13 protein-coding genes are annotated in these 16,963 nt (G+C 62.0%); all 13 read right to left on the bottom strand.

What is annotated here, in order from left to right; translation table 11 throughout:
- Positions 1-96: 96 nt before the first annotated feature.
- A complete protein-coding gene (locus tag C6Y62_RS16425; protein WP_173953634.1) occupies positions 97-2,949 on the bottom strand; it encodes an autotransporter domain-containing protein in 2,853 nt (950 codons plus the stop codon).
- A gap of 209 nt (positions 2,950-3,158) precedes the next feature.
- Complete coding sequence (gene lpxB / locus C6Y62_RS08865) at positions 3,159-4,385, bottom strand: lipid-A-disaccharide synthase (RefSeq protein ID WP_246274533.1); 1,227 nt, start codon at positions 4,383-4,385, stop codon at positions 3,159-3,161.
- A 5-nt stretch (positions 4,386-4,390) separates the two neighbouring features.
- Positions 4,391-5,740, bottom strand: a complete 1,350-nt coding sequence (locus tag C6Y62_RS08860; RefSeq protein ID WP_173953632.1) for an LpxI family protein — start codon at positions 5,738-5,740, stop codon at positions 4,391-4,393.
- A gap of 3 nt (positions 5,741-5,743) precedes the next feature.
- A complete protein-coding gene (lpxA, locus tag C6Y62_RS08855) occupies positions 5,744-6,550 on the bottom strand; it encodes an acyl-ACP--UDP-N-acetylglucosamine O-acyltransferase (protein ID WP_173953631.1) in 807 nt (268 codons plus the stop codon).
- Complete coding sequence (gene fabZ / locus C6Y62_RS08850; protein ID WP_417999872.1) at positions 6,543-7,046, bottom strand: 3-hydroxyacyl-ACP dehydratase FabZ; 504 nt, start codon at positions 7,044-7,046, stop codon at positions 6,543-6,545. The genes lpxA and fabZ overlap by 8 nt, the downstream gene beginning before the upstream one ends.
- Before the next feature lie 51 nt (positions 7,047-7,097).
- On the bottom strand, positions 7,098-8,150 hold the full coding sequence (gene lpxD / locus C6Y62_RS08845; protein WP_173953630.1) for a UDP-3-O-(3-hydroxymyristoyl)glucosamine N-acyltransferase: 1,053 nt from the start codon (positions 8,148-8,150) through the stop codon (positions 7,098-7,100).
- A 417-nt stretch (positions 8,151-8,567) separates the two neighbouring features.
- Positions 8,568-10,928: an outer membrane protein assembly factor BamA gene (bamA, locus tag C6Y62_RS08840; RefSeq protein WP_173953629.1), complete on the bottom strand. Its 2,361-nt coding sequence runs from the start codon at positions 10,926-10,928 to the stop codon at positions 8,568-8,570.
- Between the two features lie 205 nt (positions 10,929-11,133).
- Entirely contained in the window at positions 11,134-12,294 is a 1,161-nt protein-coding gene (gene rseP / locus C6Y62_RS08835) for an RIP metalloprotease RseP (RefSeq protein WP_246274531.1), read from the bottom strand.
- A 135-nt stretch (positions 12,295-12,429) separates the two neighbouring features.
- Positions 12,430-13,635 (bottom strand): 1-deoxy-D-xylulose-5-phosphate reductoisomerase, encoded by a 1,206-nt coding sequence (locus C6Y62_RS08830; RefSeq protein WP_246274529.1) that lies wholly within the window; start codon positions 13,633-13,635, stop codon positions 12,430-12,432.
- An 11-nt stretch (positions 13,636-13,646) separates the two neighbouring features.
- Positions 13,647-14,564, bottom strand: coding sequence for a phosphatidate cytidylyltransferase (locus C6Y62_RS08825; protein WP_246274528.1), 918 nt, complete (start codon positions 14,562-14,564; stop codon positions 13,647-13,649).
- A gap of 6 nt (positions 14,565-14,570) precedes the next feature.
- On the bottom strand, positions 14,571-15,320 hold the full coding sequence (locus C6Y62_RS08820; protein ID WP_420844156.1) for an isoprenyl transferase: 750 nt from the start codon (positions 15,318-15,320) through the stop codon (positions 14,571-14,573).
- 92 nt (positions 15,321-15,412) lie between these two features.
- Entirely contained in the window at positions 15,413-15,973 is a 561-nt protein-coding gene (gene frr, locus C6Y62_RS08815; protein WP_068460478.1) for a ribosome recycling factor, read from the bottom strand.
- Between the two features lie 106 nt (positions 15,974-16,079).
- Complete coding sequence (pyrH, locus tag C6Y62_RS08810) at positions 16,080-16,823, bottom strand: UMP kinase (protein ID WP_068460476.1); 744 nt, start codon at positions 16,821-16,823, stop codon at positions 16,080-16,082.
- Between the last annotated feature and the right edge of the window lie 140 nt (positions 16,824-16,963).

The following is a 16,963-nucleotide window of genomic DNA, read 5'->3' as shown; positions in this document are numbered from 1 at the left end:
GCGGCTGGCTCTCCGAAGGAGAGTCGCCGAGCAACAAGCAACTACGGCCGGCTATCCGGAGGAGAGTCGCCGAGCGCGAATGAAAGTTTCGCCAACTTAAAACTTCCAGAGAATTTTGCCCTGAACGCCGTTGTCCTGCAGATCGCCGGCAAGCTGACCGACATAGGATACGCCCAGTACTGCATCTTCGCTGAGCTGAATATCGAGGCCAGCTTCCAGCAGCGCGCTTGAGCGGGCCAGCGGAACGCCGAGAATACCGAAGCTGGCGCCGGAGCTGACAAACGCCAGCGCCAGATCGGGCGTCGTGTCGCCAAACGCATATTGCCATGCCGCCGAGGCGCGCGGCGTCACCAGCACGCCGCCCATCGGCAGCGTTGTGGCAGCGCGCAGACCCAGCGACGAATAACCGACATTCTCGTTGCTGCCACGCACGGCTAACGCCGCGGCACCGCCGCTCTCGGTGAAACCATCCGTGTTGAGATGCACCCAGGCGAGACCGGCAAACGGTTCAATCGCCGACACTCCGGACACGAACGGATGCGCCAGTTCAGCGAACAGCTGGCCAATGTCGCCGTTGTAGCTGGCCTGCTGCAGCGACGCGAAACCGGGGAACACAACCGCGCGCGAAGCTTCGATGTCGCTCCAGGTCCATGTGCCGCCCGCGCGCAGCGCGAACGATCCAATCGGACCGCCCGCATAGGCAGCAACCGTATAGCTATCGATTTGCGATGACGAGTTGCGCGCGCCAACCTTCAGGTTCGAGCGCGCATAACCCGCCGCAACGCCTGCACGCCAGCCATCGCCCAAACCTGCATCGACACCCGATACAAAACCGCCGAGCGTGCGATCCACCGTCGCCGCATTACCATTACCGTCGTAGGAACCCCACGAACCGAAGCCCTGCGTCCAGAATACGAGGCCGTCGGAATATGCAGGCCCCGGTGCAGACGCATGCGATCCGCGACCGCTGCCATCACCCATGCCGAGCCCCATGCGCCCTTCCATCGGCGCGGATGCCATGGCGAATGTCGTCGGCCCGCCGGCTCCGAGCGCCATCTGCTGCCCGCCCGCTCCCTGCGCATAGGACGATTGCAGCAACCGGTCGAGGATGGAGCCGCGCGCGAAGCGCGCCTGATCGATCAGCACACCTTGTGTTGAGGCATAAATCTCGCCCGACATCGCGTTGTACGCCTGCCGCGCACCTTCCGCCGTCTGTCCAATCACGGCCTGATACAGCGGGTCGTTGAAGTCGAGCGTGTCGAGCGCGCCGGCAACCGCGTTCTCGTTGTAGGTTTGCGCCGCATCGACGAATTGATGCGTGTTAGCCAGTGTAAGATAGACGTTGTTGGTGTCATACGACAGCGACGGCGACAGGAACGCCATGTTGGTGGTGATGTTGGGATTGAACTGGCCGGCGATGCCGCCTGTGCTGGTGATGATCGTGTACTGCGTCGAGGGCATGTATTTGCCCGGCTGCGCCAGCACATCCACGATGGCATCAGGATCAATCCACACTGCCTCTCCCACCAAAAGTTTATCGTTCTGGCCAGCGGCTGTCACACCGACACGGAAAATCGAACTGCCGAGAAACTGCATGCCTCTTGTAACCGTAAGCGAATTGAACGCACCGCCCGGTGCCAAGACGCCATGCAGAAGATCCACGTTACCGACAATAGTGCCTGATCCGCCGAGTGTCGCACCTGAGTTGACGACGTGGGTGCTGGCCGCAGAACCGATCTGGCCGTCGACGTTGAGGCGCCCCTCCTCCACCGCCGCAGCACCGACAAAGTTATTGCCGGTCAGCGTCCAGGTGCTGGCGTCTCGTTTTTCCAGCCACAAGAAACCGCTGAATTGCGTCGAGTAGTCGATGCTGCCGTCCGTTGAACCGCCGAGCACGAAGTTGTCGTTGCCATCGCCAGTAACGGCGCCGCTCAACGATGCTCCAGCGTGCACGGTGAGCCTATTGATTCCGGCGAGAAATCGGATCGCATTGGCCTGCGTGGCCCCGTCACCACTGAAGCCGCCCGACACCGAGCCGGTCGACAATACCGTGACTTCCATATTGCTGCCACTGACACCTTCGCCACCGGCTCCTACAGTTCCAAAATCAAAAATATTGCCGCCGTTGCCGCCGGTAACTGCGCCACCGATCGTTACGCCACCGGCGCCATAAATGCCGTAGCCACCCTGTCCGCCCGCCGCCGGGCCGCCGGAACCATCAGAGCCCGCGCGACCGCCATTGCCGCCGGTTACAGGGCCAGTAAACGTCGTCTGGTTACCATTGCCGATCAGCCAAGCACCAAAACCACCACTTCCACCATTGCCTCCACGACCACTTGTAGCCGTCTGATGGCCACCATCGCCGCCATCGCCACCGGTGACTGCACCATTCACAGTCACGGTGTTGTTGGCCCCAAATATGGAGTAACCGACGCCGCCCGAGCCGCCCCAGCCGCCACCGTTCAAACCTGCATTGCCGCCCAAGCCACCGACCATTGTACCGGTGAACGCGCCGGTCTTGTTCGAACCGTCCACAACGAGACCCCAGCCGCCGCTGCCGCCGCCGCCGCCGTAGTCGGTGCTGCTTCCGCCGCTACCGCCGGTCCCTCCCTGGAACACCACCCCATCGATATCCGGAAGCTCGGTGCGCACAGCGCCATGGGCAGCGCCACCACCGCCGCCACCGGATACGGGATCGCTCGATCCATCCTGGCCATTATCGCCCGGATTGACGCCACCGGCACCGCCGGCTCCTGTCCCGTTTCCACCCGAGGCACCGGATAAGCCGGCACCGCCGCCGCCACCGCCGGTCGCCGGGTTGGATAGTCCGATGGACCCCACGCCATTGAGGCTATCCCCGCCACCAGTGGTGCCACCGCCGCTCTGGCCGCCATTGGCCATGACAGGTGCTGAAGTGAAAAGCGCCGCCGCCAGCGCGATAGCCGACACCCCAGCTAACAACTGGATGGATCGGTATAAATTCGCTGCGCTACGCATTGGACCCCAAATTCAAAATGGATGTTCCGGCCACGCCGTAAAATCGATTCATGAACGATAATCAGGAGCTGGACCAATCGCGGCAAGCTGCAAGCAACGGTTGAGGTGAATATCGCAAGCAACCGTTGCCCATGGGTCACAAAAATTCAGGCGCCGCCTGCCTACGCAGATCGCCGGCCGCGCGTGGCGTAATCAAGCACGATGTCGGCGGCCAGATCGCTCGGCGTAGCGCCTTCGATCAGCATACGGTGCGGAATGCGGGCCAGCGCCGCGAGTTGTGCCCGGCTCTCGGGCGTGTCGCGCAACAGCGGCTCGATGGCGTCCGCCATTTTCTCCGGCGTGCAGTTTTCCTGCAGATATTCCGGGAACGCATTTTCTTCCAGCACAAGGTTCGCCAGCACCACCGAGTGCACTTTGACCAGATGCTTAAGCTGAGCGGCCAGGCGATCCACCTTGTAGCCGACAACCATCGGCGTTCCCGCTAGCGCCAGTTCGAGCGTCACCGTGCCTGATGCCGCGAGCGCCGCATGCGCCAGCCGGAAAGCGCGGAATTTGTCTTCGTCGCCTTCGACGAAATGCGGTGGCTCGCGCCACGTCTGCGCATGCTGCTGAATGATGGCGCGCACATGCGGCACTGCCGGAATGATAATTTGCGGGCGCAGACGGCGATTGTGCAGTTCCTCAATCGTGGCGCCAAAGGGTTGCATCAACCGCGTCACCTCTGACGTCCGGCTGCCCGGCAACACGACGATGACAGGCCGTGCAGGGTCAAGCTGCAGTCGTTCGGCCAGCGCCGTTGGATCAAGCCCCTGAATCCACTCCAGACGCTCGATCAGTGGGTGGCCGACATAGGAGCACGGCGGGCCACCGAGCCGCTCATGCGCGGCCGGCTCGAATGGCAACAACGCCAGCACATGATCGACATACGGCCGCATCTTGCGCGCGCGCCCCGAGCGCCAGGCCCACACGCTGGGCGAAACATAATCGATGATCGGAATCGACGGCGCGCGCTTACGGATGCGTTTGGCAATCGGATGGGTGAATTCCGGCGCATCGATGATGACCACGGCATCCGGTTCCGCTGCCACCGCCGCGTCGACAGTGCGATACACGCGCGACACCAATCGCGGCAGGCGCGCCAGAATATTCAGTGGTCCCATTACCGCCACGTCGGACAACGGAAACTGCGACGCCAGCCCCGCATGCTCCATCGTCTCGCCGCCGACGCCGAGATAGTGCACCCGGCCATTGCATCTCGCCGTCAGCGCCGTCATCAACTTGCCACCGAGAGCGTCGCCAGAGTGTTCGCCTGCGACCAGAAAAATGCGCAGATCGTCTCGGCTACGCGGAGAAACAGAAGCGCGCGCTGGTCTTGCTGCAAGGCTCATCGCGCTCATTCCTCTTTGATGTGACGATCAGTCTTTTCGACGAGCAGCACCAATCCAAGGCCGTCTGCCTGGGCGATGTATGGCGCAACATCGTCGGCACAAACTCCCAACACCGCAATACCGGCAATGCGGTTCGCTTCTGCACATGCCAGCAGCTCGGCCAGCTCGTCTCTATGCTGAACTTCAACGACGGCGATTGCAGTCGGCTGGCGGCGGGACTTACGCCCCCACTGACGCAGTCGACCCGCCCTGGAAGCAAGCGCTTTATGGCCTTCGCCACATGCAATCGCGAGAATATGGCCACGATCGATCACTGCGCCTTCGCTACGCGCGTATGGGCGCAACGCTGTCAACGCGTCAGCGGCTTTCGTTGCGTCGGCACTTTGCTGACTGGAGGGCTTATGTTTTCCCACCGCCACAAATCCACGCAATCCGGCCAGCGCAGCCGCCGCCTCCCCACCGTGGTCAGCAACGCCCTCGACAAACATCTGCGCCAAATCGGCTGCGCGCGCGAGTTCATCACGCTCCAGCGCAATCGCGCCGTCCGCCAACACGGCTACACCCCGCAATCCGGCTTCCAGCACGCGACTAACCGTTTGCGGCCCAATTGCTGGCAGATCGACGCGCATTTCCTGTCGGGGCTTGGGACGCTTCACCAGCACGCCACGGCGGCCTGCCTTCGTGGCTGCGTCCATCGCATCGCCTTGCGATACACCTCGCGCCCGCATGTCCTGTTGGGGCTTAGGCTGGTTCACCAACCGCGCCAGCATCGCATCCGTGTTTTCCGCGCCTTCGATGGCCGCGATTCGCCCGTCCGCCACCACCACAGCCTGGCCGATATCGAAAGGCCCCAGAGCTCTCACGACATCAAACCCAAGCGCTACGTCAGCTCTATCCGCAGCTGTCATGCGCTCCTGCCCCAGTGGTCCCGCGCCCACACGCAGCGACGGCATAACATCCACCGGCGACACGACCTTAAAGCCCTTGCTTTCGAAGAAGCGCACGATGCGGCTGAGAATGCTGTCATCGCCGCCGGTCCGCAGGATGCGCAGCACCGCCGGTATGTTGGTGATCACGCCGAAATCCGGACGCAGCGAAGCCACATCCGGACGGCGTACAGCGCCAACGATCACAAGCTCGCTAACGGATGCATTGCGCAACGCGCGCAACAGACGGCCGATCTGCGCCCAGCCGACACGGGTGAGCGGAAACGGCTCCAGATCAGTATCGTCGCCTTCGCCGGCAATCGACACGATGTGAACAAGATCGCCGCGCGCCATTACATGCGCGGCGATCTCGCGTGGCAGAGAGCCCGCTCCGGCGACGATCCCGACGACGCGCGGCCGCTGGGTCATGCCTCAGGCTCCGGTCGCGTCTTTCGGCGTGCAGAGGCTGCGCTTGCCGCCGACGCGGATGAACGCGATGATTTCCTCGACAATCGGCTGCCCGGCAAATTCCTTCGCCACATCGTCCGTGCGCTCCGAGAGCGTGCCCTCAGCCGCAAAAAGCGCGCGGTAGGCACGGCGCAGGTTGTGGATGTCTTCCCGAGAGAAGCCGCGCCTCTGCAGGCCAACAATGTTGAGCCCCGACAGATAAGCGCGATTGCCGAGTGCCATGCCATAGGGGATGAGATCGTTCTCAAGCCCCGACATGCCACCCAGAAACGAATGCGCGCCCACACGCGCGAACTGGATCACAGCTGCGCCGCCACCCAGAATGGCGAAATCGCCAACGGTGCAATGGCCCGCCAACATCACGTTGTTGGAGAACACCACGTTGTTGCCGACATGGCAGTCATGGCCAACATGGGAGTTGGCAAGAAACGCACAGCGGTCACCGATGCTGGTCGAGAAGCCGCCACCCTCCGTGCCCGGATTAAGCGTAACGCCTTCGCGAATCATGCAGTCGGCGCCAACCGAAAGCGTCGAAGCTTCGCCACGAAACTTAAGATCCTGCGGCTGATGACCGATGGAGGCGAACGGGAAGATGCGCGTGCGCGGACCGATGGTTGTGCGGCCAGCCACAGCGACGTGGCTCAGCAGCTCCACGCCTTCTGCCAGCGTCACCTCAGGCCCGACGACGCAATACGGCCCGATCTTTACACCGGGACCGATCTGAGCGCCGTCCTCAATCACCGCTGTCGGGTGCGCGGTGTAATCACCCATTTTTTTGAGCCGCAAAGGCGCGTGCTTCGGCCGTGTCGGCCAGCATCGCACTCACCTCGGCTTCGGCAACAACCGCGCCATCAACCTTGGCCTCGCCATAGAAACGCCAGACGCGCCCGCGGTTGCGGATCTTGCGGACATGGTAATGCAGCTGATCGCCCGGCAGCACCGGCTTGCGGAACTTGGCGCGATCGATGCCCATGAAATAAACCAGCTCGGCGACGTAGTCTTCGCCCAGGCTGTGCACGCACAGCGCGCCTGCGGTCTGCGCCAATCCTTCGATGATCAGCACGCCGGGCATCACCGGATACTGCGGGAAGTGGCCCTGGAAAAACGGTTCGTTGATGGTGACGTTCTTGACGCCCACGCAACTGCGGTCGCCGTCCATGTCGTAGATGCGGTCCAGCATCAGGAACGGATACCGATGCGGCAACAGCTTCATAACGCGCGCGATATCTGCCGTTGCCAGCGCCGTCGCACCTGTGGGTTCCGTCATATCGTTCATTCTCTTCGACCTCATACTTGCGCGCTGCGTGCGGGCGAACCGCTACGCCTCGTCAGCATCATTCTTACCGCCGCGACGGGCCAAGCGGGCAATCATGCCCAACTCGCGCGCCCACTGGGTGAGCGGCTTGGCCGGCGTTCCGGCGAGTTTTGACATTGCAGGCACGTCCTTTGCGACATGGCTCGCTCCGGCGATCTGCGCCCCCGGACCGATCTTGATGTGTCCAACCGCTCCCGACTGGCCACCCATAACCACGAAATCTCCGAGCTCGGTAGAGCCGGAGATGCCGACCTGGGCCACAATCACGCAATGACGTCCGACGACGACGTTGTGCCCGATCTGCACGAGATTATCAATTTTCGTTCCCTCACCAATGATGGTGTCCTTAAGAGCACCTCGATCAATGGTTGTATTTGCGCCTATTTCAACGTCATCCTGAATGATCACCCGCCCAATCTGCGGCACTTTGAAGTGCCCCTGGCGGCCCATGGCAAAGCCGAAACCATCCTGACCGATGCGCACACCGCCATGGATAATGACGCGGTCACCAACGAGGGTGTGGACCAGCGAGACGCCAGGTCCGATGTAGCCGTCGCGGCCGATACAGACGCGATATCCAATCACGGCGTTAGCGGCCACCCGGGTACCGCGGCCGATGCGCGCCTCTGCCCCGATCACTGCGCCGGGCTCAACGATGGCACCCTCCTCCAGCTCTGCGGTTGGATGGATGAGTGTCCTGGCGGCGTCATCCGCCGGAGCCACCTGTGAAAAGCGCGACTGCGGATAAAACAGCATCAGCGCCATCGCAAAGCCCCGGTAGGGCTCGGGCGTGAGCAGCGCTGACGTTCCCTCCGGCAAGCGCGGCGCCAGCGCCGGCAACACGAGGCAGCAGCCGGCACGGGTCACCTTGAGCTGGTCGGCGTACTTGCGATTATTAAAAAACGCAACATCCCGCGGTCCGGCATCAACCAGCGTGCGAACATCCGAAACTTCGATGCTGCCATCGACACCGGGCGCCAATTCGGCCCCAGTCGCCTTGGCTACATCGGCTAGCGGAAACGGACCCGCGCGGTGAAAAAATCCGGGATGCTGCATTGATTTAAAGCCCAGCGGTCTAGGGTGCTTCCAAACGCGTTGGAACTGATTTTCTTCCAGAAAGCACGGTCAAACAAGGTCATGTGACCCGTTCCACGATTCCGCTACAATCGGAACCGTTCAAGCCGATGTTTCAACACATCCCGAGGATGGCGAACACCTGACGCAGCACAGAGCCGCCGATTTCAGGCTGGTCATAAGCCGCAAGCTGTACGTCCGTCCGTCGCACTTAGAGGGCCTGTCTGTCGCCAATTGCGGGGCGGCGTCAGCCGCTCTTCCAGCGCACGTTCGATCCAGCGACAGAAAACAACACCTGCACCTTAAAAACAAAAGGATCACCCGGTCATTCTTGAGACCGGATGATCCTTGATTTTCATGCCGAGGCTTCAGCCCTGGCCGACCGATGCTGTGCAGCCATCAGAACTTCGTGGCAGCACCGAAGCGGAAGAACTGTTCGTCGTCGTAGGTTTCCTTGGAGAGAACCTTGGCGAAGTCCATGCGGATCGGACCGACCGGCGAGGCCCAGAGCAAGCTGGCACCAACCGAGGAGCGAATACCGCTGCTGTCCTGCAAGCAAATCTGATCTGCGCCAGCTACTCCACAGTTCGCGTTCAAAGCTTGAGCTGTGCCACCAGCGTTCCAGAGCGAACCGGCGTCGGCAAACACGGCGCCGGAGATACCCAGATCTTCAGGAACGAACGGGATCGGGAAGCGAACTTCAGCCGTGGTGGCCCAGTAGTACTGGCCGCCGAGAGCATCGCCAGTTAGCGCGTCGCGGGGACCATAACCAGCACGGTCGAAACCACGTACCGTCTCACCACCCTTGAAGAACATATCGATCAGACGGACATCCTCGCCACCCCAACCACTGATGGAGCCACCGATTGCACGACCGACGAAGGTGATCTTGTCGGTGATCGGGAAGTAAGCGCGAGCTTCAGCTGCAAGGCTGATGTATTGCACGTCACCACCGAGGCCGGCGAAATCAGCACCAGTCTGGAACCAGAAGCCCTTGGTTGGATTGCGCGGATCGTTACGCAGATCGTAGGTGAGCGTGGTGCCGACCATCGAGGTATAGGACGTGCCTTCTGCATCCCAGATCGCACGTGAAGCACCGTTCTGGATGTTGAAGATCGAGTCCCGCGATGCGGTGTACGAGGTCTGCATCCACAGCCGCTCGGATAGCGGGAAGCCAAGCCGGAGACTGGCGCCGGTACGGCGGCTGGAGAAGCCGGATTCACTGCTCTGATCGACTTCCTTATGGAAGATGTCGAAGCCCGCAGCCAGGTTGCGATCGAGGAACCGCGGCTCGGTGAAGCTCAGGTTAACCTGCAAGCGCTCCATGGAGCCCGAGAGCTGAAGCCGCAGGAACTGACCGTTACCCATCAGGTTGCGTTCGGTGATGCTGACATCGCCGATAACGCCCTCAGCCGTAGAGTAACCGGCACCGAACGAAAGCTCGCCGGTGGACTGCTCAGCCAGTTCAACGTCCAAAACCACGCGATCCTGCGAGGCACCGGGGCGGCGCTTGATGTCGACGCCCTTGAACAGACCGAGGTTGGTCAGACGCTTCTTGGCCTGATCGACCACCATCGGATTGTAGGCGTCACCCTCAGCCACCTTGAACTCGCGACGGATCACGTAGTCCTTGGTGCGGGTATTGCCACTGATGTTGATGCGCTCAATGTAAACCCGCGGCCCTTCTTCGATCACATAGTTGATCGCGATGGTGCGGCTTACCGGATCGGGCACCGGCTGCGGACGGACGCGGGCGAAGGCATAGCCATCTTCCGACATCGCCGTCGTCAGCTCTTCAACCGACTTATCGATGAGCTGTGCGTTGTAGGTATCGCCGGAAGAGGTCTTCACGTTCCCCTGATACTTCGCGGCGTCGATACTGGAGACCGTGCTCTCGACGTTCACAGCACCGAAATCATAGCGCTCGCCCTCTTCGATCGAATAGGTGACGAAGAAGCCGGAGCCGTCGCGATCAAGCTCAGCGTTGGCAGCGGTCACCTGAGCGTCGGCGTAGCCGTTCTTCAGGTAGTACTGACGCAGCAATTCGCGATCTAGGTTCATACGGTCGGGATCGTAGATCGCCGTACCCTTCAGGAAGTCGAACCAACCCTTTTCAGTGGTCGAGACGACATCGCGCAAATCGCTGTCGGAGAAAGCTTTGTTGCCGACGAAGTTGATGCCCTTGACCTTAGTCGCGCTGCCCTCGGCAATCTCGAACACGAGGTTCACGCGATCCTGCTCAAGCTCGATGATCTTCGGCTCGACACTGGCTGCGTACCGGCCCTGGCGGCGATAGACATCCAACACGCGCTGGACATCGGACTGCACACGGGCGCGGGTGAAGACAGAGCGCGGCTTGAGCTGCACTTCGTTGCGCAGCGTGTCGGTGTCGACCTCGCTGTTACCTTCGAAGGCGACCTGATTGATGACCGGGTTCTCGACGACGGTGACGACGACGTCGCCACCGACGCGCTCAATGCGCACGTCAGAGAACAGCCCCGTGCCGAACAGCGCCTTGATGGACGCGTCGACTTTCTGGGGATCGTAAGCCGATCCAGGGGAAACCTGCATGTATGAGCGAACGGTTTCGGGCTCAACGCGCTTGTTACCATTCACAAGCACGTTCTGCACCGTAGCGCCCTGCGCGTACGCAGGGGCTGGGAGCAAAGCGCCGACGACGCCCAACACTCCAGCGGCAACCGCCACCGCACACAATACAAAGCGGCGGATGTTCAACGCAATGGATAGGACAACAGGCATTCGAGACTATGCCCTCGTTCTTGCCGAATTCCCCCTCGACGCGGACCCGTCGGCTTCGGAGCCCGCACCGCATGACTAAAAAACGTTCACCTGACACTCGGCCAATAAGGCCGCGAATCTCAGTGCGCGCTCCCCTGTGTAAATTCCTTTTTAACGATTCAGTCGCCCCTGCGGAAGTGGCAAGTTTACGTCACTGAACACCAATTCAGCCCACCCCGGTCCAACCACGCCAAACCCGCAACAAATCGTTCAAATTCACGTACACCATGAGCATCAGGACCAGGGCAATTCCAATCTGGAATCCGATCTCCTGCATGCGGCGACTGAGGGGGCGACGCATCACCCCTTCGATGGCGTAATAAACAAGATGTCCACCATCTAGCACAGGAATTGGCAGCAGGTTCAGGAAGCCAATGTTGGCCGAGATGAAGGCCACCCAGCGCAGCAGCGGCTCGATCCCGCCCTCAGCCACCCGGGCCGTAACCTGAGCCATCAGGATGGGACCGCCCATCTGGTCGGCGGCCTGCCGCTGCGTTATTATGTCGCCGATGCCCTGGATCGTATGGGCGATGTTGGCGTAAGTCTCCCGTACGCCAAGCCGCAGAGCCTCGACCACGCCGACGCTCTTGGCATCCCGGAAGCCGTCCGTGCTGGACGGCGTGATGCCAATAAGGCCGCGCCGGAACGTGCCGCCAAAGCTGTCCGGCTGCTCGTGCACCTCAGGGGTCACATCGAAGGAGAGCTTCTCGCCGTTGCGCTCGACGCCAAATTTCAGCGTCCGGCCGGCATTGATGCCCACCAAGCGTTGTACATCCTCAAACCCTTCAACCGTCCAGTCGTCGATAGAACGGATGACGTCACCTGACTGAATGCCGGCCGCGGCCGCAGGCATACCCGCCTTCACCTCGCCCACGACGGGCGTGATGGTGCGGACGCCGAAAGAGACGTTGACCGCCGCATAAACCATTATAGCCAGGATGAAATTCGCGATCGGACCGGCGGCCACCACCGCCGCGCGCTGCCACAGCGGCTTGTTCTGGAAGGCTCCCTGACGCTCAGCGGCTGTCATCTTGTCCAGCGCGTCGGGCGAGGGCTGGCTCGCTGCGTTTTCATCGTCGACGAATTTCACGTAGCCGCCGAGCGGGATCCAGGCGAAACGCCAGCGCGTACCCTTGCGGTCGGTGAAGCCGAAAATCTCGCGGCCAAAGCCGATGGAGAACGTCTTGACTGTGACGCCGCACCAGCGCGCGACAATGAAGTGACCGAACTCGTGGACGAACACCACGATGGTCAGCACAACCAGGAACTGCGCGATCGTCATCAGAACCCCCGGCATGGAGGTCGCTAGGTTGGCCAGCGTCAGCATCGTTCTCCTGTCTCTCGCGGAACCGCCCAGGGCTGCGAGCGGAATGCGTGCCCGATGAGGCTACGCGCAAAAATGGCAACTTCGGCGCCAATCCCCTGTTTTAACTGGAAACTCCAAGGGAGATCCAGGCGCCGGCTAGACATAGCGGCCTAGCAGGGATTGTGCCAGACGGCGGCCGGCAGAATCAGCCTCCAGAACGTCGCCCAGATTAGCTGCCGGGGCAATCAGTCCCTGTTTCTCGGCCGCTTCCAGCGCATCGGCGACATTACGGGCGATATCGAGGAAACCTATGCGGCGGCTGAGAAAAGCCTCCACCGCCACCTCGTTGGCCGCGCTCAGGACAGCCGGCGCCGTTGCCCCGCGCGTCAAGGCGTCGCGGGCAAGCTTCAACGCCGGAAACCGCACCTCGTCGGGGGCTTCAAAAGACAGCAGTCCAATGCTGGCCAGATCAAGTCGCTGCGTCGGCGCCGCCATTCGGCCGGGCCAGGACAGCGCCAGCGCAATCGGCGTGCGCATGTCCGGGCAGGCCATCTGCGCCATCACCGAGCCGTCGATATACGACACCAGACAATGGATGATCGACTGCGGGTGCACCACCGCGCCAAGCTGTTCGGCCGTAACCGGAAACAGATGGTAGGCCTCGATCAGTTCCAGCCCCTTGTTCATCAGGGTTGCTGAATCGATGGTGATCTTGGCGCCCATGCTCCAGTTGGGATGCCGCAACGCCTGCTCCGGCGTCACATGCTGTAACTCGTCAAGGCTCCAGGTCCGGAACGGACCGCCCGACGCCGTCAGGGTAATGCGCTCGATGCTTTCGGCAGAGGCCCCGGCCAGAGCCTGCAAGGCGCCCGAATGCTCGCTGTCGACCGGCAGCAGCTCACAACCGGCATCCGCCACCGTGGACATGAAAACATCGCCTGCGGAAACAAGGCATTCCTTGTTGGCAAGCGCCAGACGCCTGCCCTGCCGCGCAGCCTCTAATGTCGGCGCCAGCCCCGCCGCGCCGACGATCGCAGCTACGACGCAATCGGCCGGCATCGCAGCCGCGGCCACGATCGCATCGGGCCCTGCGGCGGCGTCAATGCCGGTGCCGGCCAGTGCCGCGCGCAGATCGTCATAAAGGTCGGCATCGCCGATCACCGCCAGCCGCGCTCCGGTGCGGCGCGCAGCCTCGGCAAGTGCTGCGACATTGGTCTGCGCCGTCAGCGCTTCGACCGTGAAGGCATCGCGATTGCGGCAGATAAGGTCGATGGTGCTCTGGCCGACGGAACCCGTCGCCCCCAGCACCGAAATGGAGCGGACGACCTGCGCCCGCGTACCTGCGGTTTCAGATGATGCCATTGTTGAGCGCATTACGGGCCAAACAGCAAAGCGCGGGCGGGCGCGTGTGCATCAACGGCCAGCGCCAGCAAACCTGCGACCGAGGCCGCAGCGACGATGCTGTCCATGCGGTCCATGAAGCCACCATGCCCCGGAATGAGATCGCTGGCATCCTTGCGGTTGAAATGCCGCTTCAATGCCGATTCCGCCAGGTCACCGGCCTGCGAAACAAACGCCAGTCCCACGCCCAGCAGCACCAGACGTAGTGCGTCGGCACCCGGCTCCAGCTTGGAAAAAACTACCCCAACGACCGCGCCGGCCACCAGAGCACCGATAAACCCGGCCCATGTCTTTTTCGGCGACACCTTCGGCCAGAGCTTGGGGCCGCCAATGCTCCGCCCGGCAGCGTAAGCGCCAGTGTCGGACGACCAGACGACGGCGAACACGAACAGGATGGCACTGAAACCGTACGGCTCATCACCGCGCAGCCACAGCAACGCCACGGCCGGCAGGCCGACATAGATGACGCCCAGCCCGGAAAGGCCGGCGTTGCGGCCCAGATAGAGCGGGATGAGAATGATGGCGGCAATGCACAGCACCGCAAACGCGGGCGCCGCATAACCGAACGCCGCCAGCGCGACGGCCAGGATCACCGCCGCCGCTTGAATGTAGAAGCCGAGATCAAAGCCGGTGCCGCGCACAAGCCTGCCCCACTCCCAGCTCATCACCAGCGAGCAGGCCAGAATGAGGATGCCGAACGGCACCGGACCGGAATAGGCCAGGAAGAACGCGACGGCGGCGAGAACTGCGCCGGAAACGATGCGGAGCGTGAGATTGCTCGGCCCCAGCTTCCCCGCGGCGGAAACGGTTGTGCCGGTGTCATTCGAGCCGGTCGTATTCAAACCGGAAGGCGATCCACCCTCCGGCGGCATGGCGGGATTGTCAGACATGCTGGCTCACACCGCCGACTGGCGGGTCAACCCACCATAACGTCGGTCCCGCTCGCAGTAGCGCGCGATTGCTACCTCAAGCAGCTCTCGCCCGAATTCAGGCCAGAATGCATCCAGGAACACAAATTCGGTGTAGGCGCACTGCCAGAGCAGAAAATTCGAGATCCGCATCTCACCGCTGGTGCGGATCAGCAGGTCCGGATCAGGAATGCCAGCGGTATCAAGCGCAGCCCCAAGCCGATCAACGTTGATGTCATCCGGCGAAAGCCGCCCGGCCGCAACTTCAACCGCCAGCGCCCGCGCCGCCTTGGCGATTTCGGCCCGCGCGCCATAGTTGAACGCCACCACCAGCGTAATCGCGGTGTTATTGCGCGTCAGCTCGACGGCTTCGTCGATCAGCGCCATCAGCTCCGGATCGACTTTCGTGCGCTCGCCGATCACAAGGATCTTCACGCCGGCATGGTGCAGCTCGGCCAGGTCGCGCTTGATGAAGCGCTTCATCAGCCCCATCAGATCATCGATCTCTGCAGCCGGGCGCGACCAGTTCTCGGACGAGAAACTGTAGAGCGTGAGATATGGTACCGACAGCTCGATGGCCGCGCGAACGGTTCGGCGCACAGCCTCGACGCCACGCTGGTGGCCGATGGCGCGCGGAAGCCCGTGCTTACTCGCCCAGCGACCATTGCCATCCATAATGATGGCAATGTGTCTTGGCTGAGCGGGCTTCCGCTCAAGCGGAACAGCTTTTGACTGGATTTCCGTCACCGGCGACAGACTTCCGTTTGAACGGGCAAAATGCTTCACGCCCTAAATTGGAGGATAGCGGAATCGCCGCCGTCCTCAAGCCATCAAACCTTGTGGATCTCGACTTCTTTGGTGGCCAACGTCTCGTCGATATCTTTGATCAGCCGGTCGGTTAGTTCCTGCACCTTGGTGGAGGATTTACGCTGGTCATCCTCGCTGATCTTGCCGTCTTTCTCCAGCTTCTTCAGCAGATCCATGCCCTCGCGGCGCACGTTGCGGACCGCAACGCGGCAGCTCTCGGCATACTTGTGCGCCAGCTTGGCAAGTTCGTTACGGCGATCGGCCGTCAGCGGCGGAATGGGAAGACGCAGCAGTGTTCCGTCGATGATCGGGTTGAGGCCAAGGTTCGCTTCGCGGATGCCCTTCTCGACCGCCGAGACGTTCGTGCGATCCCAGACCTGAACCGAAATCGTGCGCGATTCAGGAACCGACACCGTTGCCACCTGGCTCAACGGCATCTTGGCGCCGTACACCGTGACCTGAATGGGATCGAGAAGATGCGTGCTGGCGCGGCCCGTACGCAGACCCGAGAAATCGCGCTTCAGCACATCCAGCGCGCCGCGCATACGCTTCTCAAGGTCGTTAAGGTCGAAATTCCCACTCATTGCTGTCTCCCTGCGACCGCGGATCGGATGAACCTAACCTCAGCCAGCGTTTCAGGTTATTTCCAAAATGCCGGACGCGCTTGATCGGTCGTCGGCGGCTTGTCGGTCACTCTATGACCGTCGCGCGTCCAGTGCCGCGCAGAACTTTCAAAAGATTTCCCGGTTCTTCAATGGAAAAGACAATTACCGGAAGTCCATTGTCACGGGCAAGCGCGATCGCCGTGCCGTCCATCACTTTGAGATCACGCGCTAAAACCTCGGCATATCCGAGCCGGTCATAGCGCTTGGCGTCGGGATTACGGCGCGGATCGCTGTCATAGACGCCATCGACCTGGGTGGCCTTGGCCACCGCCTGACAGTCCATCTCGACAGCGCGCAGGGTGGCGGCGGTGTCGGTGGTGAAAAACGGGTTACCCGTGCCGGCGGCGAAAATCACCACGCGGCCCTGCTCAATATGCTGCAGCGCCTTGGGACGGATGTAGCTCTCGCACACGGTCGGCATCGGGATGGCGGAAACCACGCGCGCCGGCACCTTGGCGTTTTCGAGCGCGTTCTGCAGCGCCAGCGCGTTCATCACCGTCGCCAGCATGCCCATGTAATCGGCGGTCGCGCGTTCCATACCCTTGGCGGCGCCTGCCAACCCGCGGAAGATGTTGCCGCCGCCCACAACCACTGCAATCTCGGCACCGGCATTCACGGCCTCGGCGATATCGCGTGCGAGCCGGTCGACAACATCCATATCGATGCCGAAGCCGGACTTACCCATCAGCGCTTCGCCGGAAAGCTTCAGCAGCAGCCTCTTGTAACCGAGACCGGTCGCTCCAGCTCCAGCGGGTTCTTCCGTTGCCATATGACTGCCTCCTCGCATCGGCGGCGGCGGGGCGCAATTCGCCTGCCGGTCACGCGCTCCAGGGCCGCTCCGCACACGAGTGCAATCTCGCGGAGGTCGACGCCAGCCTGTATTGTGCCGCATGCACCTTTATGGCGATG

This window comes from Hyphomicrobium sulfonivorans, assembly GCF_013306565.1.
In the GTDB taxonomy this organism is placed as follows: domain Bacteria; phylum Pseudomonadota; class Alphaproteobacteria; order Rhizobiales; family Hyphomicrobiaceae; genus Hyphomicrobium_A; species Hyphomicrobium_A sulfonivorans.
Note: the sequence above shows the minus strand (reverse complement) of the source record. Positions and strands in the feature narration are given on the sequence as shown.